Here is a 21380-nt window from a genome sequence, read left to right on the forward strand (position 1 = left end):
CAAGGCACCGGACGGGGCACATCCCCTTGCGTGTGCCGCCCTCCGTCCCCTCCCGTCTGACGAACCTCGCCCTCCACGCGTTCCAGCCGCCACGGGAGTTCACTCGTTGGACGACGCGCGCAAGCCTGCTCGGGTCGGGGCGGAAGCTCTCGGTGTGCCGCCTGCCAGGGTGGGACGCGGGCCTCGGCCGCACGGCGGCCCGGCCCTCAACGAGGCGCCAGCGCCGACCAGTTGACCGTGACCTCGCCCTGCCGCCAGCGCCGTACGCCGTCCACGACGGGCCAGTCCGCCGCCAGTTCCCGTACGGACTTGATCCAGCGCTGGCGTGCGCCGAGCGAGGCGTAGGGGGCGGACGCCGCCCAGGCCCGGTCGAAGTCGCGCAGGAAGGAGTGGACCGGCTCACCCGGAACGTTGCGGTGGATCAGCGCCTTGGGCAGGCGTTCGGCCAGGTCGGAGGGGCGCTCCAGGGAGCCGAGCCGGGTCGCGAAGGTCACCGTGCGGGGGCCGTCCGGGCCGAGCGCGACCCAGACGTGGCGTCGGCCGATCTCGTCGCAGGTGCCCTCGACGAGCAGTCCGCCGGGCGCGAGCCGTGCGCACAGCCGCGCCCAGACGGCCGCCACCTCGGCCTCGTCGTACTGGCGCAGTACGTTCGCCGCGCGGATCAGCAGCGGCGGTTCGGCCAGCGGCACCTCGAAGCCGCCGTGCCGGAAGACCAGGCCCTCGCGTTCGTACGGTTTGGCCGCGGCCACCCGGGCGGGCTCGATCTCGATGCCGACCACCGAGACGGCGGGGGCGGTGGTGCGCAGGCGCTGGAGCAGTTCCACCGCGGTCCAGGGGGACGCCCCGTACCCGAGGTCTACGGCGACCGGCGCGTCGGCACGGCGCAGCACGGCCCCGTGCACGTCCGCGATCCAGCGGTCCATGCGGCGCAGCCGGTTCGGGTTGGTGGTGCCGCGGGTGACGGTGCCGACGGGGCGCCTGGCGGGGGCGCGCTTGGCGGGCGGGGCGGGTGGAGCCATAGGACGAGGGTAGGCGGCGGGCGGCCGGGGGCGGGCCGGGCCCAGCGGCGCCGATTCGGGCGGGGCTCAGCGCTTCCTCCCCCGCCCCGGCCCGCGCGACGGGCCGTGCCTGCCGCCCCCCCCGGCCCGTCCGGCAACATTTTGGCAAAGTGGAAATGAAAGGACGGATTCCGGTGTTCGGGGCTTTGGAGAGGCGTGCCCGTATGCCCGCTCCGCGTCCGAAGGCAGTGCCCCGAGCCGAGGAGGGCCTCGACGTGAGCCAGTACGTGTCCCGGTTCGCCGGCACCCTGGCGGGGCCGCCCAGGCTCCGGCTGCCCGGGGGTCACCGCAAGCCGCGCCGGGTCGCCATGCTCAGCGTCCACACCTCCCCGCTGCACCAGCCGGGGACGGGCGACGCGGGCGGCATGAACGTGTACATCGTCGAGCTGGCCAAGCGCCTCGCCGCGATCAACATCGAGGTCGAGATCTTCACGCGGGCCACCACGGGCGGGCTCGCGCCGACCGTGGAGATGTCGCCCGGGGTGCTGGTGCGCCACATCGACGCGGGGCCGTACGAGGGGCTCGCCAAGGAGGAGCTGCCCGCCCAGCTCTGCGCCTTCACGCACGGGGTCATGCAGGCCTGGGCGCACCACCGGCCCGGCCACTACGACCTGGTCCACTCCCACTACTGGCTCTCCGGGCACGTCGGCTGGCTCGCCGCCCAGCGCTGGGGGGTGCCTCTGGTCCACGCCATGCACACCATGGCCAAGGTCAAGAACGCCGCGCTCGCCGAGGGCGACACCCCCGAACCGGCCGCGCGGGTCATCGGCGAGACGCAGATCGTGAACGCGGCGGACCGGCTGATCGCCAACACCGCCGAGGAGGCCGACGAACTCGTCCGCTTCTACGACGCGGACCCGGGCACCGTCGCCGTCGTCCACCCCGGTGTGAACCTCGACCGCTTCCGCCCGGCCGACGGCAGGACCGCGGCACGCGACCGGCTCGGGCTGCCCCGGGACGCGTTCATCCCGCTCTTCGCGGGCCGCATACAGCCGCTCAAGGCGCCCGACATCCTGCTGCGCGCTGCGGCCGAACTCCTCGACCGGGACCCGTCGTTGCGCTCGCGCATGATCGTGCCGATCGTGGGCGGCCCGTCCGGGAGCGGCCTCGCCAAGCCGGAGGGCTTGCAGAAGCTCGCGGCCAAGCTCGGCATCTGCGACGTCGTACGGTTCAAGCCGCCCGTGGGCCAGGACCGGCTCGCGGACTGGTTCCGGGCGGCGTCCGTCCTGGTCATGCCCTCGTACAGCGAGTCGTTCGGCCTGGTCGCCATCGAGGCGCAGGCGACCGGCACACCGGTGGTCGCGGCGTCGGTGGGCGGGCTTCCGGTGGCGGTGCGGGACGGCTCGACGGGCTTCCTCGTCCAGGGCCACGACCCCAAGGACTACGCGAGCGCCCTGCACCGCTTCGTGGCGGACCCGGCCCTGGTACGCCGCATGGGCGACGCGGCCGCCCGGCACGCGCAGTCCTTCGGCTGGGGGACGGCGGCATCGGCGACGGCGGACGTGTACACGGCGGCGATGCACGAGCACCGGCGGCGGATGCGGTCGCACCACGGCTGAGCGGTACCGCCGCGGCATGGGCGGGGCCCCGCCGCGGCGCGGGTGAGGCGTCCCGTGCCGCGGCGGGCCCGGGGCGCCTCCGGACGTGCCCGGCTCCCTCGGCCGGGCCGCGCCGCTTCGCGTAGGCTCGCGGCATGGCTGACGTGCGGCAGGTCATCGAGGCGGCCCTCAAGGACGCGGAACTCTCGTGGGAGTCCCCTGAGCCCGGCGCGTACGTGGTGACGCTGCCGGGCACACGCAAGCTCTCCACCACCTGCTCCCTGCGGGTCGGGCGGCACTCCCTGTCCGTGAACGCGTTCGTGGTGCGCCACCCCGACGAGAACGAGCCGGCCGTCCACCGCTGGCTCCTGGAGCGCAACCTCCGCCTGTACGGGGTGAGTTACGCGGTCGACCGGCTCGGGGACGTGTACCTGGCCGGCAAGCTTCCGCTCTCCTCGGTGACGGCGGAGGAACTCGACCGGCTTCTCGGCGTCGTCCTCGAGGAGGCGGACGGGTCCTTCAACACCCTGCTGGAGCTGGGGTTCGCGTCGGCCATCCGGCGGGAGTACGCGTGGAGGGTGTCCCGGGGCGAGTCCACGGCGAACCTGGCGGCGTTCGGGCATGTGACGGGTGGGGCGGGGTAGGGGGCACACCCGCCTACCCCCGCCTCACACCCCCGAGTCCGCCCGAACCTTGACCCGGTCCCGAGCCGCGCCCGAAGGCCCACCTGGGCCCGCCACTCCCGGCTCGCCCGCCAACCCCCGCATCAGCGCCCAGTACCCCACCGCCGTCGCCGTTCCCAGTACCGCGCAGGTGCCCCACAGCCAGCCCGCGCCGAAGTGGTCGATGACGTAGCCGGACATCAAAGGGGCCACCAGGGCCGCCACCGACCAGGACATCGTGTAGACGCCCTGGTAGCGGCCGCGGCCGTGGAGGGGGGAGAGGCGGACGACCAGGCCGGTCTGGGTCGGGGCGTTGACGATTTCCGCCAGGGTCCAGACGCAGATCGTCAGGGCGTACATCGCGACCGAACCCGCGAACGCCGTCAGGCCGAAGCCGTAGCCCGCGAGCAGGGCCGAGACGATCAGCAGGTGGCGCGGGTCGCGGTGCTGGGTGTAGCGGGTGATGGGGAGTTGGACCGCCACGATGAGGATGCCGTTGACGGCGATCGCCAGGCCGAAGTCCGAGCTGGAGAAGCCGTCCGTGCCCATGGCGATCGGCAGACCCACGTAACCCTGCTGGAAAATAAGGGAGATGAGGAAGGACAGGCCCACCACGCCCATGAAACGGCCGTCCCTCAGCACCGTACCGATGCCGACGCCCGGTTCCGCCACCTTCTCCTCGGCCGTGCGCACCGGGCGCGACTCCGGGAGCTTGAGGAACACCACGACCGCGCAGACCAGCGTGAGCGTCGCCTCGCCGAGGAAGCCGGCCAGATAGCTGTACTGCGCGATGAAGCCGGCCGCCATCGACGAGACGGCGAAACCCAGGTTGATCGCCCAGTAGTTGAGGGAGAACGCGCGCACCCTGTCCTCGGGCTTCACGATGTCCGCCATCATCGCCTGCACGGCCGGCCGCGAGGCGTTGCTCGCCATGCCGACGAGGAAGGCGACGCCCACGATCGCCACCGGATCCGTCATGAAGCCGAGCAGCGCGACCGAAAGGGCCGTCGAGGTCTGGGCGATGACCAGGGTGGGCCGGCGTCCGAGGCGGTCGGTCATGACACCGCCCGCGATCGAGGAGATGACCCCGCCGAGCCCGTGCACCGAGGCCACGAGTCCCGCGTACGAGGCCGAGTAGCCCCGGTCGAGGGTGAGGTAGAGCGCCATGAAGGTGGCGACGAAGGCCCCGAGCCGGTTGATCAGGGTGCTGGTCCACAGCCACCAGAACTCCCGGGGCAGACCCGAGACCGTTTCTCGTGCGGCGCGTCTCAACATGGCGATGGACATGACGATTTCCCCCGGAAGCAGTGGCACCGGTACGCGGCACGGCGGTCTGTGCCTGTAAGTGGTGCCTGTAAGTGGTGCAGCCGATGTCCGCACGTTACAAGCGGGCCGCTTCCGGGGGCCAGCGAATTGACGGCGTCCGTCAATCGAGACGCCCCCGGGACCTTGGTCCCCGGGCGCGCGAGGGCCCCGGAACGTCGATTAGGCTCGGTGGCATGGCCGACGCACCGTACAAGCTGATCCTGCTCCGCCACGGCGAGAGCGAGTGGAACGAGAAGAACCTGTTCACCGGGTGGGTGGACGTCAACCTCACGCCGAAGGGCGAGAAGGAGGCGGCGCGCGGCGGTGAGCTGCTCAAGGACGCCGGCCTGCTCCCCGACGTGCTGCACACCTCCCTCCAGAAGCGCGCCATCCGCACCGCCCAGCTCGCGCTGGAGTCCGCGGACCGCCACTGGATCCCGGTGCACCGCAGCTGGCGCCTGAACGAGCGCCACTACGGCGCGCTCCAGGGCAAGGACAAGGCGCAGACCCTGGCCGAGTTCGGCGAGGAGCAGTTCATGCTGTGGCGCCGCTCGTACGACACCCCGCCGCCCGCCCTCGAGGACGGCACCGAGTTCTCGCAGAGCGCCGACGCCCGTTACGCGACGATCCCGCCGGAGCTGCGCCCGCAGACCGAGTGCCTCAAGGACGTCGTGACGCGCATGCTGCCGTACTGGTACGACGGCATCGTCCCGGACCTCCTCGACGGCAAGACCGTCCTGGTCGCCGCCCACGGCAACTCGCTGCGCGCGCTGGTCAAGCACCTCGACGGCATCTCCGACGCCGACATCGCGGGCCTGAACATCCCGACCGGCATCCCGCTGGTGTACGAACTCGACGCCGACTTCAAGCCGGTCAAGCCGGGCGGCACCTACCTGGACCCGGACGCGGCGGCCGCCGCGATCGAGGCCGTGAAGAATCAGGGCAAGAAGAAGTAGCCCTCCGTCGAACCCCCTGGCGCCGCATCCCCGGTGTCAGGGGGTTCGCGTTTTCCGGGTGCCGGGTGCCGGGTGCCGGGTGCCGGGTGCCGGGTGCCGAATGGCAGATGGCAGATGACAGATATCGGATGGTGATGGCTGACCGGCGACGGCGGGCACGGTCACGCTCTGCCACGGTCGCGCCACTCTCCGGTCGCCGTCGCCTCCCTCCCTGGCTAGCCTCGAAAGGTGCATTTCGCCCGACATGCATCGCGCCCCGCGTGCGTCCCGCCCGACGTGGCGATCCGCGTGCCGGGGGAGTCCGCCAAGACGGGAGACCAGAACGTGAGTACCACCCTGCGCAGCCGCTGTGTCCGTACCCTCGCCGCGGGCGCGCTGTCCGCCGCCCTGCTGACCGCCGGGGCCGTCGGCACCGTTGCCTCGGCCGCGACTCCCAAGCCGAGTCCTTCCGCGTCCAAGACGGCCGCTTCGATCACCGTGAAGGCCTCGTCGACGTCGGTGAAGGCCGGCGACAAGGTGACCTTCACGGGCCGCACCAAGGGCCTGCCCATAGGCACCAAGCTGGTGCTCCAGCACAAGAAGGGCAACAAGTGGACGACGTTGCAGGCCAGCACCGTCGTCAAGCAGGGCAGCAGCTACTCCCTGGACGCCAAGCTCAACGACAAGGGCAAGCAGGACCTGCGGATCAAGTACGACGAGGTCGTGTCGCCGACGGTCAGCGTCACCGTGAAGTGACCCCCGGCGCGCGATGAGCCGCGAGGTGCCCCGCCCGAAACCGGGCGGGGCACCTCCTCATGCCGGGAACCGCGTCGTCAGGAACAGCCGCCGCACTGGCACGGCGCGCCCGACTGGCAGCCGCAGCCGCAGCTCGATCCGCAGCCGCACGCGCCGAGCAGCGGCAGTCGGACCACTTCCACAGGTGTCGCGGGTGCTTCCTGGCGTGGTTCGGTCATGGGCGAATCGGCCATGGGTCCCTCCCGGGGGTAGGCAGACGCGTGGAGCCTTCGCCCATTGCATGCCCACGGGGACGGGCGCATCAACGGCGCATGCGCGCAAGCTTCAACTGCCCGCGCCCACATGGCGGTTGGGGGCCGCCCTTCGGGGACGGGCCCCCGTGTGGAGCGCTCAGGCTCCCTCGGGCTGCGTCGGCGGCTGGAGTTCGTCGGCGTGCTCGCCCGTGACCAGGTAGACGACGCGCTTGGCGACCGACACGGCGTGGTCCGCGAACCGCTCGTAGTAGCGGCCGAGCAGCGTCACGTCGACGGCCGTCTCGATGCCGTGCTTCCAGCGGTCGTCCATCAGGTGCTGGAACAGCGTGCGGTGGAGCAGGTCCATCTCGTCGTCGTCCTGCTCCAGTTGGAGGGCCAGGTCGACGTCCTTGGTGATGATGACCTCGGCCGCCTTCGCCATCAGGCGCTGGGCGAGCTGGCCCATCTCCAGGATGGTGGCGTGCAGGTCGTGCGGTACGGCGCGATCCGGGTAGCGCAGCCGGGTCAGTTTGGCGACGTGCTGGGCCAGGTCGCCCGAGCGCTCCAGGTCGGCGCTCATGCGCAGCGACGTCACCACGATCCGCAGATCGGTGGCGACCGGCTGCTGGCGGGCCAGCAGGGCTATCGCGCGGGCTTCCAGGTCGTGCTGGAGATCGTCGACCTTCTGGTCGGCCGCGATCACGCTCTCGGCGAGCTTGAGGTCGGCGTCGAGCATGGCCGTGGTGGCGCGCCCGACCGCCGACCCGACGAGCCGGGCCATCTCGACCAGGCCCTCGCCGATCGAGTCGAGTTCCTCGTGGTACGCGTCCCGCATGGGTGTCCCTCTCTCAACGGTCTCCGGGGGGCCGGGGGTGCCTTCGGCCCCCACGCTTCCACGTTCCGTCCGTTACGCGTCCGGTTCGGCCATAGGAAGTGAACCGTCCCTATCACCTCGGTGAACTCTGGGCGACGAACGTTCGGGCTGCCACCCATTTGGCTGGGAGAGTGTCGGTGACCCCGCATAACCTGGGTGCATGGACGTGAACGCGGCAGTCGCCGCATTGGCAGCGATCGCCGGCGTGTGCACCGGCGTCATCGCCATGCTGGCGTTCCGCTGGAGCGAGCGCGACCAGGCGCGGCCCACCCGGTCGTCCCTGCACACGGACGCGGTCCTGCCCCCGGGCGTGGACACGGTGCTTTCCGTACTGCGCTCCTCCGCGGTCGTCCTCGACGAGAGTGACTCAGTGGTCAAGGCCAGCTCGGCGGCGTATGCGCTCGGCCTGGTCCGGGGCGGCAAGCTGGCCGTCGAGCCCATGCTGCACATGGCCCGTGACACCCGGCGCGACGGCGAGATACGCCAGGTCGAGCTCGACCTGCCCCGGCGCGGCACCGGCCGGGGCGAGGCCCTCGCGGTCTCGGCCCGGGTGGCCCCGCTCGGCTCCCGGCTCGTGCTGCTCCTGGTGGAGGACCTCACCGAGGCCCGCCGCATCGAAGCCGTGCGGCGCGACTTCGTGGCCAACGTCAGCCATGAGCTCAAGACCCCGACCGGGGCGCTCTCCCTGCTCTCCGAGGCCGTCATGGACGCCTCGGACGACCCCGAGGCGGTCACCCGTTTCGCCGGCCGGATGCAGATCGAGGCGACCCGGCTCACCAATCTGGTCCAAGAGCTCATCGACCTCTCGCGCGTCCAGAACGACGACCCGCTGGAGGACGCGGAGCCGGTCCGCGTCGACGAACTCGTCGCCGAGGCCGTGGACCGCTCCCGCCACCCCGCCTCGACCAAACAGATCACCATGGCCTCGGGCGGCACCGCCGACCTGTACGTCTGGGGCAATCGCGGCCAGCTCGCCGCGGCCCTCGGCAACCTGGTCGAGAACGCGGTCAACTACTCCCCGGCCAGGACCCGCGTCGGCATCGCCGCGCGGCGCATCGCGGCGCCGGGGGGCGACTTGATCGAGATCGCGGTGACCGACCAGGGCATCGGCATCTCCGAGAAGGACCGCGAGCGCGTCTTCGAGCGCTTCTACCGGGTGGATCCGGCCCGCTCCCGTGCCACCGGCGGCACGGGCCTCGGCCTCGCCATCGTCAAGCACGTGGCCGCCTCGCACGGCGGGGAGGTCACGGTGTGGAGCTCCGAGGGACAGGGCTCCACCTTCACCCTGCGACTGCCGGAAGCCGGCGCCGTCCGCGACCGCTCGTCGGCCCGGCGCGGGCCGGCGGCGGTGGACGAGGACGACGACGTCCCGTACGAGACCTTCAGTTCCGCTGTGCCTCACTCACCAGCCATAGTTCCTGCCCCGGAGGTCCTTCCGTGACCCGAGTGCTCGTCGTCGAGGATGAGGAATCCTTCAGCGACGCCCTGTCCTACATGCTCCGCAAGGAGGGCTTCGAGGTCGCGGTGGCGGCCACCGGGCCCGACGGCCTGGACGAGTTCGAGCGCAACGGCGCCGACCTGGTGCTGCTCGACCTGATGCTGCCCGGCCTGCCGGGCACCGAGGTCTGCCGTCAGCTGCGCGGGCGGTCCAATGTGCCGGTCATCATGGTGACCGCCAAGGACAGCGAGATCGACAAGGTCGTGGGCCTGGAGATAGGGGCCGACGACTACGTCACCAAGCCCTTCTCCTCCCGCGAGCTGGTGGCCCGCATCCGCGCCGTGCTGCGCCGTCGCGGCGAGCCGGAGGAGGTCACACCGGCCGCCCTGGAGGCGGGCCCGGTCCGCATGGACGTCGACCGCCACGTGGTCACCGTCTCGGGCGGCAAGGTGGACCTTCCGCTCAAGGAGTTCGACCTCCTGGAGATGCTGCTGCGCAACGCGGGCCGCGTCCTGACCCGTATGCAGCTCATCGACCGGGTCTGGGGCGCGGACTACGTCGGCGACACCAAGACCCTCGACGTCCATGTGAAGCGGCTGCGCGCCAAGATCGAGCCGGACCCGGGCGCGCCGCGCTATCTGGTGACGGTCCGGGGCCTGGGCTACAAGTTCGAGCCGTAGGCCGACATGGCCGGCGGGTCGGACACATGACCCGCCGGACGGAGACATGAAAGGAGGGCGGGCCCGATCCGGGCCCGCCCTCCTTCGTCTGTCTTGTGTGCCGTCCGCCTGCGCCGGGTCAGTGACCCGTCGTCGCGGTGTGCGAGGGCGAACCGGAGCCGGCGGGCTTGCCGCTGGCGGTGCCCGTGTTCGGGGAGGCCGAGTTGGAGGCGCCGGCCTCGGGGGAGCCGCTGGCCTTGCCGGTGGGGCCGGCCTCGGGGCTCTCCTTCGCCTTCGGCACCTCGCTGGGGCCGACGCCCGCGAAGTAGCTGGTGGCCGGGACGACGAAGGCCTGGAGGCTCACGGCGCCGGCCTTGCTGAACTGGAAGGTGACCTTCTGCGCGTCGCCGTTCTTGGCGGCCTCACGGCCGTTGTCGACGACCGCGGAGGCGTTGTCCTTGCCGCCGAGCACGACCGAGCCGTGCGCCGGGACGGTGATCGCGCCGGTGCCCTTGGCGGGGGAGAGCTTGACGGTGGCGCTGCCGACCTGGACGGAGTCCAGCGTCTGCGGGTCCGCGCCGTTGTTGAACAGGGTCGCCGCGACGACGGCCGGGCCCTCGGCGTCGGCCTTCGGCTGGGTGACGACCGTCGCGTTTTGGACCTTGATGTCGCCGACGGTGACGTAGGCGTTGTCCGCCTTGACTCCGAGCGTCTGGGCCCCGTTGCCCGCCGCGCAGGCGGAGAGGGAGGCGAGCGAGAACGCGATGGCAGAAGCGGCGAGGGCGCCGCGTCGAAGGCTGCGGCTCACGGCGGCGGCAACTCCTTGGACGTACGGGACGGACTGGCTTCGGACGGGCTGAGCGTCGGCCGGCCGCATGCCTGAGGGCCGGCTAAGGGTGTGTCAGCGGGCCTAGATTACCGAGCCGTCCCACCCGTCCCGCACCCGACCCGCCCCTACGGACGACGGGCCCGTCCCACTCGGGTGGATCACGGGCGGATCTTGGTCTTTCGGGTGCCGTTCCCATATCGGCGGGTGATCAATTCCCGCGGCCGCCACACATTCCTTACGGAAAATCCTCCGGAGCGATCCGGCGGGGTCGTTCGTTGATCAATTCCGGAAAGAATCCCGCACGCCCGAACGGGTGAACGGGCGCCGAACGGAGTAGATGAAGTTCACCGTCCGGAAGGCGACAAACCGGGACGTTCGGCCGTCCGGGGCCCCGATCGAGGGTGCGTACCGTAGTGGTTTTGCAGCCCCTTCGCAGCTACTCCGACCTGCGAATACCGCCTTCCGCAAGGCCTCCGCAGCACGTTCCTGGCGCTGTTGTCAAGCCCCGAGATATGCCCTGACCTGCGAAAACGCCATTCAGAAGAAGCCGTATCCGTGTTACCCTGGATAGCCACGGAAGGGGTACCTGTCACATGACGTTCAAGGTTGGCGACACCGTGGTCTATCCCCATCACGGGGCCGCGCTGATCGAGGCTATCGAAACTCGCCAGATCAAAGGCGTGGACAAGACCTACTTGGTGCTCAAGGTCGCCCAGGGCGACTTGACTGTGCGCGTGCCCGCGGACAATGCGGAGTTCGTCGGCGTTCGCGATGTAGTTGGGCAGGATGGGCTGGACCGGGTCTTCGAGGTGCTGCGCGCGCCGTTCGCGGAGGAGCCCACGAACTGGTCCCGTCGCTACAAGGCAAATCTCGAGAAGCTCGCCTCCGGCGATGTCATCAAGGTCGCGGAAGTGGTGCGTGACCTGTGGCGTCGTGAGCGCGAGCGTGGACTGTCCGCAGGTGAGAAGCGCATGCTCGCCAAGGCGCGCCAGATCCTGGTGAGCGAGCTGGCCCTCGCGGAGAACACCAACGAAGACAAGGCCGAGGCCCTTCTCGACGAGGTTCTCGCGTCCTGACGCCGTTGGTTCCGGGGCTCGCCCCGGGACGTCCGGCATTGCCGCGGTGCCCGCTGACCAGCAGTGAAAATTGCTGTGTCGCCGGGCGCTGCGGCATGTTCGTATCCCCTGCCCCAACGCCCGCACCCTATGCGTGCCGGGCCCGGGCGGCTGCCTGACCAGTCGTCACGGAAGGGCCGGTCAGGGCATCGCGCCGGGCACTCCCCGGGCTCCAGGAGCCAGGGGCACCCCCAGGCCATACCCATGTCGTTTGAGGACACAAACCTTGTCTGACGAATCGCGCACGTTCCGCACCGCCGCGGTGATTCCAGCGGCCGGTCGCGGTGTGCGGCTCGGCCCGGGTGCCCCCAAGGCGCTCCGCGCGCTGAACGGCACCCCCATGCTGATCCACGCCGTCCGGGCGATGGCCGCGTCCCGCGCCGTCTCGCTCGTCGTCGTGGTGGCCCCGCCCGACGGGGAGACCGAGGTGAAGAACCTCCTCTCCGAGCACGCGCTGCCCGGCGGCCCGCCCGGGAGCAGCTGGGGCCGGACCGAGTACCTCGTGGTGCCCGGCGGCGAAACCCGCCAGGAGTCGGTGAAGCTGGGTCTGGACGCGCTGCCGCCCGGCTTCGACGCCGTACTGGTCCATGACGCGGCCCGCCCGCTCGTCCCCGTCGACACCGTCGACGCGGTCATCGAGGCGGTCCGTGACGGGGCGCCCGCCGTGGTGCCCGCGCTGCCGCTCGCCGACACCGTCAAGCAGGTCGAGCCGCGCACCGACGGCTCGCCCGAGCCCGTCCTCGCCACCCCCGACCGGGCCACGCTGCGCGCGGTGCAGACCCCGCAGGGCTTCGACCACGACACGCTCGTACGCGCCCACGCCACGGTCACCGAGGGCGTCACGGACGACGCCGGCATGATCGAGCGGCTCGGCCTGCCCGTCGTGGTGGTGCCCGGCCACGAAGAGGCGTTCAAGGTGACCCGCCCCCTCGACCTCGTACTCGCCGAGGCCGTACTCGCACGACGGAGGGCCAACGATGGCTTCTGACGCGTCCGTCCAGGGGGAGCGGCCCGGTCCTCTCCCCGTGATCCCGCTGGTCGGGATCGGCACCGACGTCCACGCCTTCGAGCGCGGGCGCGAGCTGTGGTGCGCCGGACTGCTGTGGGACGGCCCGGGGGACGCGGAGTACGGGCTCGCCGGGCACTCGGACGGCGATGTCGCCGCCCACGCCGCCTGCGACGCGCTGTTCTCCGCGGCCGGCGTCGGAGACCTCGGCGCCCACTTCGGCACCGACCGCCCCGAGTGGTCCGGCGCCTCGGGCGTGACCCTGCTCGCCGAGGCGGCCCGGATCGTGCGCGCCGAGGGCTTCGAGATCGGCAACATCGCGGTGCAGGTCATCGGCGTACGCCCGAAGATCGGCAAGCGGCGCGACGAGGCGCAGAAGGCGCTGTCGACCGCGGCCGGGGCGAGCGTCGCCGTCTCCGGCACCACCACCGACGGGCTCGGGCTGACCGGCCGGGCGGAGGGACTCGCGGCGATCGCCACGGCGATGGTGTACCGGGTGCAATGAAAAAGGTCCGGATTGGGGTAGTAGAGGAGGCACCCGTTCCACCTCCGCTCCGGAAGGACCGCACCTGTGTCTGCTGAGCTCAGCGACAAGCTCAAGGAACTGCTCGACAGCCCCGTCTTCGTCAACATCGCGACCATCCAGCCCGACGGAAGCCCCCAGGTCTCCCCGGTCTGGGTGAAGCGGGACGGCAACGACGTGCTGATCTCGACGACCGTGGACCGGCGCAAGGAGAAGAACCTGCGCCGCGACCCGCGGGTCAGCGTGCTCCTCCAGCGCTTCGACTCGCCCTACGAGTACGCCGAGATCAGGGGCACCGCCGAGCTCACCACGGAGGGTGGCCAGGAGCTGATCGACGAACTGTCGATGAAGTACTCCGGCAAGAGGTACCGGGAGTTCAACCCGGCCTCGGTCGACGACGCCCCGCGGGTCGTGGTCCGGATCACGCCCCGCAAGATCGTCGGAATGCTCTGACACCCAACAGTCGCCAAATTGTGTGCCCCGAGGCCCGGAAGGGTCGCGGGGCACTGGTATTGGGCCACTACCCTGGTGTGGTGACCATTCGCCTGTACGACACCAGCGCCCGGCAGATTCGTGACTTCGTCCCGCTCACGCGGGGTTGTGTCTCGATCTACCTGTGTGGTGCCACCGTCCAGGCGGCTCCGCACATCGGGCACATCCGGTCGGGGCTGAACTTCGACATCATGCGCCGCTGGTTCGAGTACCGCGGCTACGACGTCACGTTCATCCGCAACGTCACCGACATCGACGACAAGATCATCAAGAAGTCGGCCGAGCAGGGCCGCCCGTGGTGGTCGATCGGCTACGAGAACGAGCGGGCGTTCAACGACGGCTACCGCGCGCTCGGCTGCCTGCCGCCCACCTACGAGCCGCGGGCGACCGGCCACATCACCGAGATGGTCGAGATGATGCGCGGCCTCATCGAGCGCGGCCACGCCTACGAGGCGGACGGCAGCGTCTACTTCGACGTGCGGTCCTTCCCCGAGTACCTGGCGCTGTCCAACCAGGACATCGACGACCTGCGCCAGCCCGACGAGGGCGTCTCCGGCAAGCGTGACCCGCGCGACTTCGCGATGTGGAAGGCCTCCAAGCCGGGCGAGCCCGACTGGGAGACGCCCTGGGGGCGCGGCCGTCCCGGCTGGCACCTGGAGTGCTCGGCGATGGCCCACAAGTACCTGGGCAGCGCCTTCGACATCCACGGCGGCGGCCTCGACCTGATCTTCCCGCACCACGAGAACGAGATCGCCCAGGCCCAGGCCTTCGGTGACGCCTTCGCCTCGTACTGGGTGCACAACGCCTGGGTGACGATGTCCGGCGAGAAGATGTCGAAGTCGCTCGGCAACAGCGTGCTGGTCTCCGAGATGGTCAAGCAGTGGCGCCCGATCGTGCTGCGCTACTACCTGGGCACCCCGCACTACCGCTCCATGATCGAGTACAGCGAGGACGCCCTGCGCGAGGCCGAGTCGGCGTTCGCGCGCATCGAGGGCTTCATCCAGCGCGTGGTGGAGAAGGCGGGGGGCGTGGTCGAGCCCGCCGCCGAGGTGCCGCCCGCGTTCGCCGAGGCCATGGACGACGACCTGGGCGTGCCCGGGGCCCTCGCGATCGTCCACACCACGGTCCGCCAGGGCAACAGCGCCCTCGCGGCCGACGACAAGGAAGCCGCCACCGAGCGCCTGGCCGAGGTGCGCGCCATGCTGGGCGTGCTCGGCCTGGACCCGCTGGACCCGCAATGGGCCGAGGAGGGCGAGCGGGGCGAGGACCTGCACGGGGCCGTCGACACCCTCGTACGCCTCGTCCTGGAGCAGCGCGAGGCCGCCAGGTCCCGCAAGGACTGGGCCACCGCGGACGCGATCCGCGACCAGCTCACCCAGTCCGGCCTGGTCATCGAGGACAGCCCCAGCGGCCCCCGCTGGACCCTCGGCCCGCGCTGAGCGGCCTGATGTGCCGCCCGGGCGATCGGGCGGCACACTTCATATACGTACGTACACGATCTGCATCCGCATGTGGATCGCGGATTCACTGAGGAAATAGGTAGGTCATGGCCGGGAACAGCCAGCGCAGGAACCGCCGCACGTCCAACAAGAAGGGCGCGACGGTCGGCAGCGGTGGCCAGCGGCGCCGGGGTCTGGAAGGCAGGGGCCCGACGCCGCCCGCCGAGGCCCGCAAGAAGCACAAGAAGAACCGCATCGCGACCGCCAAGGCCAAGCAGGCCGCGACCCGTCGCCCCGCGCCCCGGCGCGGCGGTGCCAAGGGCGCGTCCGAGATGGTCGTGGGCCGCAACCCCGTCTTCGAGGCGCTGCGCGACGGCGTCCCGGCGACGACGCTCTACGTCCAGCAGTACATCGACAACGACGAGCGGGTCCGCGAGGCCCTCCAGCTCGCCGGTGAGCGCGGCAACATCAACCTGATGGAGGCCCCGCGCGCCGAGCTCGACCGGATGACCAACGGCCTCAACCACCAGGGCCTGGTCCTCCAGGTCCCGCCGTACGAGTACGCGGAGCCGCAGGACCTCACCACGTTCGCGTACGACAACGGCGAGGACCCGCTGATCGTCGCGCTGGACGGCGTGACCGACCCGCGCAACCTCGGCGCGATCGTCCGCTCCACGTCCGCCTTCGGCGGCCACGGCGTGGTCGTGCCCGAGCGGCGCGCGGCCGGCATGACGGCGGGCGCCTGGAAGTCGTCGGCGGGCACCGCGGCGCGTACGCCGGTCTCCCGGGTCACCAACCTGACGCGCGCGCTGGAGGCCTACAAGAAGGAAGGCCTCACGATCGTGGGTCTCGCCGCCGACGGCGAGCACACGGTCGAGGAGCTGGAGCAGATCGGCGGCCCCGTCGTCATCGTGATCGGCAGCGAGGGCAAGGGACTTGGCCGACTCGTCGGCGAGACCTGCGACTACCGCGTGCGGATCTCGATGCCGGGTGGCGCCGAGTCCCTCAACGCGGGCGTGGCGGCGGGCATCGTGCTCTACGAGGCGGCCCGCCGACGCGCCTGAGCCGGGTGATCTTGACGGGTCTCGGACAGATTCGGGCCCGTCAAGCAGTGTCCTAAGCACCCATCACTCGGTTAGATGAGTGTGGACACCAGAACGCCCCGGCCCGGGTTCGACGACCAGCCTGCCTTGAGCATGGCCAAGGTGGACTGCGACCCCGCGCAGGTCATCGTCAACCACGCGAGTTTCCGGGTGCAGCTTGCACCCAAGTCGCTGCCGAAGCCCGTCATTTCGGGCACCTCGGTGCGCCGCAGGGCGCCCGTGGTGTGGAGCGGAAAGTCGGCACCGGGGGCGAGCGGCCTCTTGCAGGCGGTCCGTGCCACCTCGGTCGCCGGCGCCGGCGACGGCTATGAAACCGGCGCGACGCAGACCATCCCGCGGGTCGCCGTCGACGACACGAGGCCCACCCCGCTGATCCCCGGCGCCGGTTCGGGCCCGGAGACCGCGCTGCTCCCGCAGATGCGTACGCCCTACGGTGAACAGGCTTACGCCCAGGGCGAGTTCGAGGACTTCGACGGCCTCGACGGCGACCCGGACGACGGTTCGCCCGCCAAGCGGCGCGGGGCCGATCCGGTCCGGCACGCCTACTACCCCGGCCGCCGGATGAACCTCGGCGTGGTGCTGCTCCCGCTGCGCGTCTTCCTCGGCTTCATCTCGGTCTACGCGGGGCTCGGCAAGCTGTGCGACCCCGTGTACTTCGACGGCGGCGAACGCGGCTCGATGGTCAAGTGGCTGCATTCGCTGCACCCTTGGGCGCTCGCCGAGCCCCTGCGCGACTTCGCCCTCCAGCACCCCGTGGGCGCCGGCCTCACCGTCGCCTTCCTCCAAGTCGTCGTCGGCGTACTGACGATGCTCGGCCTGTGGCAGCGGGTGGCCGCCGTGTTCGGGGCGTTGCTCTCCGGGGCCCTGCTCGTGACCGTGAGCTGGCAGACCGTACGCGCCTATGACGCGCCCGACATCATCTACCTCGCCGCCTGGTCCCCGCTGATCATCGCCGGCGCCCCGGTGTACTCGCTCGACGCGCGGCTCGCGGGCGAGGCCTGGCGCAAGCTCGGCCCGCGCTCCGAACTGTGGGAGCTGCGGCGGCGGGTGCTGCGGCGCGGCCTGGTCATGACGACCGTCGTCGTCGGCCTCACCCTGACCACCGGCGCGCTGCTCGGCGGCGCGGTGCGCTCCACCACCGTGGTGACCGTGCCGGGACCCGACGACGACCCGACCAACTACCTGCCCGGCACCCCGCTCCCGAGCGAGACCGGCCCGGCGCTCGCGCCCCGTACGACGCCCACGGCCGTCAAGCCGTCGGCCAAGCCGAAGAGTTCGGTGAGCCCGTCCGCGAAGGCGTCCAAGAAGCCGAAGGCGCACCAGAGCGCCACGGCGGGCACCACCGGCCGCCCGAGCCACTCCGCCGGCACCGGCGGCCAGCCCCCCACCCGCCACCACACGGCCCCGCAGGCCCCGCCGTCCACGAGCGCGGGACCGACGTCCTCGGGCGGCACGGGGTCCGGTGGGTCCGGTGGGGGTGGCGGGGGTGGTGGGGGCAACCGCAACCCGATCGGGGGGTTGCTGGGCTAACGCGGCCGCGCGGGCGGCGCACGGGCACGGATGAGGGGGCCGGAACATTCCGGCCCCCTTCGCATGCCGCGGCCCCCGCCTTCGCCTGCGGGGCGTGCGTGGCTTTTTTGCGCAGTTCCCCGCGCCCCTAGCCCCTCTCGATCCTGCGGGCCGTGGTCGCTTTTTGCGCAGTTCCCCGCGCCCCTCAGGAACCCGCCTTCGCCCGCGGGCCGTGGTCGCTTTTCGCGCAGTTCCTCGCGCCCCCAAAACCATCGGTCGTGTGCGGACCGTGGTCGCTTCCCGCGCAGTTCCCCGCCCCCCTTAACTACTCGGTGCTGGGGCACCTTCAGCCCGTCCGGCGTTTGAGGACGAGCGCCCTTAAGGCGCGATACGGGGTCTGGGGCGGAGCCCCAGAGGTCCCGGAACCCACCAACCCTGCGCTTACGGGCGGGCGTCAGCTGCGGTGTGTGGCGAGTTCCTTGGCGGCCTCCGTGAGGTCCTTCGCCGTGTCGATGGCGCGCCAGTACGCCCCGTGCGGCAGCGGAAACCCGGCCAGGCGCCGCTCCCGGGCGAGGCGGGGGAAGGTGGTGCGCTCGTGGTCGCCGATGTCCGGCAGCATCGCGGTGAAGGCCGCGGAGAAGACGTACACGCCCGCGTTGATGAGGTACGGCGAGGGCGGCGACTCGATGAAGTCGGTGATGTGGCCGAAGGCGTCGGTCTCGACGGCGCCCCAGGGGATGCGGGGGCGGGCCAGGGCGAGGGTGGCGGTCGCGTCGCGCTCGCCGTGGAAGGAGGCCATCTCGCGGAGCGAGAAGCGCGTCCAGATGTCGCCGTTGGTGGCGTACCAGGGCCGGTCGGGGTGGGGCAGCGAGGCCGCCGCGTACTTGAGGCCGCCGCCCCGGCCCAGCGGTTCGTCCTCGACGACCGTGGTGACGCGCAGCGGAAGGTCGGCCTTCGCCAGCCAGTCCTTCAGGACGTCGGCGAGGTGGCCGCAGGAGACCACGGCGTCAGTGACGCCCTCGGCGGCCAGCCAGGAGAGCTGATGGCCGATGATCGGGACCCCGGTGCCCGGGATCTCGACCATCGGCTTGGGGCGGTCGTCGGTGTACGGGCGGAGTCGTGAGCCCTGGCCGCCCGCCAGGACCACGGCCTGGGTCGGGAATGTCGCAGTCGTGCTCGCAGTCATGCGGTGAACGATAGGCGTCCCCGCAGCGGGGCGTCACCGCTCCTGGGCCACGCCGGAGGCGAAGGAGGTGTCGCAGACGGGGCGGGAGTACGACTGCGCCTTCACGGGGCCGTAGTGCTCCACGGCGGCCCTGCCGAGCGCGCGGGCGATGGACATGCAGTGCTGGGCGAGCGAGGGGCGGTGCTCGACCTCGCGCTGGAGGTGGGTCAGCGCGGTGCCGGGGTCCTTTTCCTGGAGCTCGGTCAGCAGCGCGTCGCGCAGAACGTCCTGCGGGGCGCGGGACTTGGCGCGTACGGAGACGTTCTCCGAGGAGGCGGTCAGGATCTGCGATTCGTTCCCGGCCCAGTTGACCCGGGTGACCGCGAGCGTCCCGGAGAGGACGAGGACGACGGGCAGGACGAGGGCGAGGGTTCGGCCGATTCGGCGGGCTGTGTGCGTCACGGAGGCGAGCGTAGCGGGGGGTAATGATTTGGCGACATTTAGTCACCCTGTCGGGGGATGGTTCGATGTCACTTTTCGAGTCACGTGTTGACGAACATGATTCGAAATGGGCGGTGTGCCGGGGTATTTGTCGACAACGGGCAGCGGCCCCGCACGGGCGTGCGGGGCCGCTGTCGCCGTAGACCCGCTGGTCGCGGCCGCCGTACGGACTCAGTCTGTGAGGCGTTCGCCCGTAGAGGTGGAGAACACGTGGGTCTCACCCGGACGCGGGACGACGTGGAGCTGTGTGCCCTTGTCCGGCACCGCGCGGCCGTTCACGCGGACCACGAGGTCCTTGGTCTCGCCGCCGACCTCGGCGGAACCGTACACATAGCCGTCGGCGCCGAGTTCCTCGACGACGTTGACCGTGACGGCGAGGCCGGCCGGGGCGTCCGCGGACTCCTTGGTGAGGGTCTGCGCGGCGGCACCGCCCTGCTCGACGATGTCGAAGTGCTCGGGACGGACGCCGACGGTGACCGTGCGGTCGCCTCGGTCGGCGGCGGCGGTCAGCGCCTCGCGGCTGACCGGCACCACGCTGTTGCCGAACTTCACGCCGCCGTCGGTGATCGGGACCTCGACCAGGTTCATCGCGGGCGAGCCGATGAAGCCGGCGACGAAGAGGTTGGCCGGACGGTCGTACATGTTGCGCGGCGAGTCGATCTGCTGGAGCAGACCGTCCTTGAGGACCGCGACGCGGTCGCCCATCGTCATGGCCTCGACCTGGTCGTGCGTGACGTACACGGTGGTGATGCCGAGCCGGCGCTGGAGCGAGGCGATCTGCGTACGGGTGGAGACGCGGAGCTTGGCGTCGAGGTTGGAGAGCGGCTCGTCCATGAGGAAGACCTGCGGCTCGCGCACGATGGCGCGGCCCATGGCGACGCGCTGGCGCTGACCGCCGGAGAGGGCCTTCGGCTTGCGGTCCAGGTACTCGGAGAGGTCGAGGATCTTCGCCGCCTCCTCCACCTTCTTGCGGATCTCCGCCTTGTTCACGCCCGCGATCTTGAGCGCGAAGCCCATGTTGTCGGCGACCGTCATGTGCGGGTACAGCGCGTAGTTCTGGAACACCATCGCGATGTCCCGGTCCTTGGGCGGCAGATGCGTGACGTCCCGCTCACCGATGCGGATCGCACCGCCGTTGACGTCCTCCAGGCCCGCGAGCATGCGCAGGGAGGTGGACTTTCCGCAGCCGGAGGGGCCGACGAGCACGAGGAACTCGCCGTCCTCGATCTCGATCTCCAGCCCGTCGACGGCGGGCTTGGTGGAACCCGGGTAGATCCGGGTCGCCTTGTCGAACGTGACAGTAGCCATGACTGATGTGTCCCTTCACCGGCAGGAACGTGCCGGACGATCCGAGTAGAGGGAGAAGTGGTGTAGTCCACCTGAGTGGACTGGGTCAGGACGCTACCCCGGGGGTGTCCGGCTTGTCAGCAGTCCGGAGACGGGAACTTGCCGGGCCCGCGCCCCGGCTCTGCCCCCGCCCGCCCACCCCACCGAATTTCCGGCCGCGCCCGCGCGCGGGTTGGTTACACTTCACGGGTTGCCTCCTTAGCTCAGTTGGCCAGAGCACCGCTCTTGTAAAGCGGGGGTCGTCGGTTCGAACCCGACAGGGGGCTCTTGGGTGGAGGGCCCCAGCCGATCTTGGCTGGGGCCCTCCGGTTTTCGGGGGTGCACGACCGTGGGGGAGAGAGTGGCCGGCGGGTTTGAGTTCCGGTGGGCTCTGACGGGGTCCGGGTGGGCGACGTATCGGATCAGTGACGGGGTGTCGGAGCACGAGGACACTCCCAGCTACTGCACCCACGCTCTCGCCGATCTGCTCACCGGGGTGGCGGGGCTGTACGGCGCGGACGCCGCGCGGCGGGTTTCCTTCGACATGGAGCCGCCCGAGGTGAGGTGGGTCCTGCGGGCCGGGGGGAAGACCGTCGGGATCGACATCTACTGGTTCCCCGACCTGCACGAGAGCTTCCGTCTGCCGGACGGCGACGGCGAGCTGAGGTGGAGTTCGGTCCAGCCGCGCCGCGTCGTCGCCCACGCCGTTCTGGAGGCGGCGCAGGGCGTTCTGGACAAGCACGGTGCGAAGGGTTACCGGAAGCAGTGGGGGGATGAGCCCTTCCCGGCCGCGGAGCTGGGTGAGCTCCGGCGCCTCCACGAGGAGCGCGACAACTGCGCCCACTGACGGCCTGCCCGCCGGGCTCCGCTCCGACTCCGGTCAGGACGAACCTGCGGGGTCGCCCGCCCCTCGG

Annotated in this window: 21 protein-coding genes and 1 tRNA gene; 15 read left to right on the forward strand and 7 right to left on the reverse strand. The window is 71.1% G+C overall.

What is annotated here, in order from left to right:
* Positions 1 to 206: 206 nt before the first annotated feature.
* Complete coding sequence (locus N4G70_RS20250) at positions 207 to 1019, reverse strand: class I SAM-dependent methyltransferase (RefSeq protein WP_261714088.1); 813 nt, start codon at positions 1017 to 1019, stop codon at positions 207 to 209.
* A 254-nt stretch (positions 1020 to 1273) separates the two neighbouring features.
* Here N4G70_RS20250 and mshA point away from each other — a divergent pair, with 254 nt between their 5' ends.
* The gene (gene mshA / locus N4G70_RS20255; RefSeq protein ID WP_261714089.1) at positions 1274 to 2617 is read left to right on the forward strand and encodes a D-inositol-3-phosphate glycosyltransferase; all 1344 of its coding nucleotides are present in this window, start codon (positions 1274 to 1276) and stop codon (positions 2615 to 2617) included.
* Positions 2618 to 2751: 134 nt separating this feature from the next.
* Positions 2752 to 3240 carry a YbjN domain-containing protein gene (locus tag N4G70_RS20260; protein WP_261714090.1) on the forward strand — a complete coding sequence of 163 codons (489 nt, stop codon included), beginning with the start codon at positions 2752 to 2754 and terminating at the stop codon, positions 3238 to 3240.
* Between the two features lie 24 nt (positions 3241 to 3264).
* On the opposite strand, the gene N4G70_RS20265 is transcribed toward N4G70_RS20260, so the two are convergent.
* Positions 3265 to 4545 (reverse strand): MFS transporter, encoded by a 1281-nt coding sequence (locus tag N4G70_RS20265; RefSeq protein WP_261714091.1) that lies wholly within the window; start codon positions 4543 to 4545, stop codon positions 3265 to 3267.
* A 212-nt stretch (positions 4546 to 4757) separates the two neighbouring features.
* On the opposite strand from N4G70_RS20265, the gene N4G70_RS20270 reads away from it, so the two are divergent.
* Positions 4758 to 5519: a phosphoglyceromutase gene (locus tag N4G70_RS20270; protein WP_261714092.1), complete on the forward strand. Its 762-nt coding sequence runs from the start codon at positions 4758 to 4760 to the stop codon at positions 5517 to 5519.
* A 324-nt stretch (positions 5520 to 5843) separates the two neighbouring features.
* On the forward strand, positions 5844 to 6254 hold the full coding sequence (locus N4G70_RS20275) for a hypothetical protein (protein ID WP_261714093.1): 411 nt from the start codon (positions 5844 to 5846) through the stop codon (positions 6252 to 6254).
* Between the two features lie 390 nt (positions 6255 to 6644).
* On the opposite strand, the gene phoU is transcribed toward N4G70_RS20275, so the two are convergent.
* Entirely contained in the window at positions 6645 to 7322 is a 678-nt protein-coding gene (gene phoU, locus N4G70_RS20280) for a phosphate signaling complex protein PhoU (RefSeq protein ID WP_261714094.1), read from the reverse strand.
* Between the two features lie 199 nt (positions 7323 to 7521).
* On the opposite strand from phoU, the gene N4G70_RS20285 reads away from it, so the two are divergent.
* Both N4G70_RS20285 and N4G70_RS20290 read left to right on the forward strand, forming a co-directional pair.
* On the forward strand, positions 7522 to 8802 hold the full coding sequence (locus N4G70_RS20285) for a cell wall metabolism sensor histidine kinase WalK (RefSeq protein WP_261714095.1): 1281 nt from the start codon (positions 7522 to 7524) through the stop codon (positions 8800 to 8802).
* Positions 8799 to 9479, forward strand: a complete 681-nt coding sequence (locus N4G70_RS20290) for a response regulator transcription factor (RefSeq protein WP_017242433.1) — start codon at positions 8799 to 8801, stop codon at positions 9477 to 9479. The genes N4G70_RS20285 and N4G70_RS20290 overlap by 4 nt, the downstream gene beginning before the upstream one ends.
* Positions 9480 to 9597: 118 nt before the next feature.
* Here N4G70_RS20290 and N4G70_RS20295 read toward each other — a convergent pair whose 3' ends face one another.
* Positions 9598 to 10266: a DUF461 domain-containing protein gene (locus tag N4G70_RS20295; protein ID WP_261714096.1), complete on the reverse strand. Its 669-nt coding sequence runs from the start codon at positions 10264 to 10266 to the stop codon at positions 9598 to 9600.
* Between the two features lie 614 nt (positions 10267 to 10880).
* Between N4G70_RS20295 and N4G70_RS20300 the strand changes: the two genes are divergently transcribed.
* The 7 genes from N4G70_RS20300 to N4G70_RS20330 all read left to right on the forward strand — a co-directional run bounded on the left by N4G70_RS20300 (position 10881) and on the right by N4G70_RS20330 (position 17495).
* A complete protein-coding gene (locus tag N4G70_RS20300; RefSeq protein WP_120722213.1) occupies positions 10881 to 11363 on the forward strand; it encodes a CarD family transcriptional regulator in 483 nt (160 codons plus the stop codon).
* Positions 11364 to 11628: 265 nt separating this feature from the next.
* The gene (gene ispD, locus N4G70_RS20305; protein WP_261714097.1) at positions 11629 to 12390 is read left to right on the forward strand and encodes a 2-C-methyl-D-erythritol 4-phosphate cytidylyltransferase; all 762 of its coding nucleotides are present in this window, start codon (positions 11629 to 11631) and stop codon (positions 12388 to 12390) included.
* Positions 12380 to 12913 carry a 2-C-methyl-D-erythritol 2,4-cyclodiphosphate synthase gene (gene ispF, locus N4G70_RS20310; RefSeq protein WP_261714098.1) on the forward strand — a complete coding sequence of 178 codons (534 nt, stop codon included), beginning with the start codon at positions 12380 to 12382 and terminating at the stop codon, positions 12911 to 12913. Before ispD ends, ispF begins: the two co-directional genes overlap by 11 nt.
* A gap of 66 nt (positions 12914 to 12979) precedes the next feature.
* On the forward strand, positions 12980 to 13384 hold the full coding sequence (locus N4G70_RS20315; protein WP_261714099.1) for a PPOX class F420-dependent oxidoreductase: 405 nt from the start codon (positions 12980 to 12982) through the stop codon (positions 13382 to 13384).
* A gap of 80 nt (positions 13385 to 13464) precedes the next feature.
* On the forward strand, positions 13465 to 14862 hold the full coding sequence (gene cysS / locus N4G70_RS20320) for a cysteine--tRNA ligase (RefSeq protein WP_261714100.1): 1398 nt from the start codon (positions 13465 to 13467) through the stop codon (positions 14860 to 14862).
* 107 nt (positions 14863 to 14969) lie between these two features.
* The gene (rlmB, locus tag N4G70_RS20325) at positions 14970 to 15926 is read left to right on the forward strand and encodes a 23S rRNA (guanosine(2251)-2'-O)-methyltransferase RlmB (RefSeq protein ID WP_120722210.1); all 957 of its coding nucleotides are present in this window, start codon (positions 14970 to 14972) and stop codon (positions 15924 to 15926) included.
* Positions 15927 to 16001: 75 nt separating this feature from the next.
* A complete protein-coding gene (locus N4G70_RS20330) occupies positions 16002 to 17495 on the forward strand; it encodes a DoxX family membrane protein (RefSeq protein WP_261714101.1) in 1494 nt (497 codons plus the stop codon).
* 433 nt (positions 17496 to 17928) lie between these two features.
* Here N4G70_RS20330 and N4G70_RS20335 read toward each other — a convergent pair whose 3' ends face one another.
* The 3 genes from N4G70_RS20335 to N4G70_RS20345 all read right to left on the reverse strand — a co-directional run bounded on the left by N4G70_RS20335 (position 17929) and on the right by N4G70_RS20345 (position 20448).
* The gene (locus N4G70_RS20335) at positions 17929 to 18660 is read right to left on the reverse strand and encodes a nucleotidyltransferase family protein (RefSeq protein ID WP_261714102.1); all 732 of its coding nucleotides are present in this window, start codon (positions 18658 to 18660) and stop codon (positions 17929 to 17931) included.
* Between the two features lie 33 nt (positions 18661 to 18693).
* Complete coding sequence (locus N4G70_RS20340; RefSeq protein ID WP_053728175.1) at positions 18694 to 19101, reverse strand: hypothetical protein; 408 nt, start codon at positions 19099 to 19101, stop codon at positions 18694 to 18696.
* A 210-nt stretch (positions 19102 to 19311) separates the two neighbouring features.
* Positions 19312 to 20448 (reverse strand): ABC transporter ATP-binding protein, encoded by a 1137-nt coding sequence (locus N4G70_RS20345; RefSeq protein WP_261714103.1) that lies wholly within the window; start codon positions 20446 to 20448, stop codon positions 19312 to 19314.
* Positions 20449 to 20679: 231 nt separating this feature from the next.
* Between N4G70_RS20345 and N4G70_RS20350 the strand changes: the two genes are divergently transcribed.
* Positions 20680 to 20753 (forward strand) — tRNA-Thr (locus N4G70_RS20350).
* 146 nt (positions 20754 to 20899) lie between these two features.
* Complete coding sequence (locus tag N4G70_RS20355; RefSeq protein WP_261714104.1) at positions 20900 to 21313, forward strand: hypothetical protein; 414 nt, start codon at positions 20900 to 20902, stop codon at positions 21311 to 21313.
* The last annotated feature ends 67 nt before the right edge of the window (positions 21314 to 21380 follow it).

Origin of the sequence: Streptomyces sp. ASQP_92, assembly GCF_025399895.1 — a bacterium.
GTDB lineage: Bacteria > Actinomycetota > Actinomycetes > Streptomycetales > Streptomycetaceae > Streptomyces.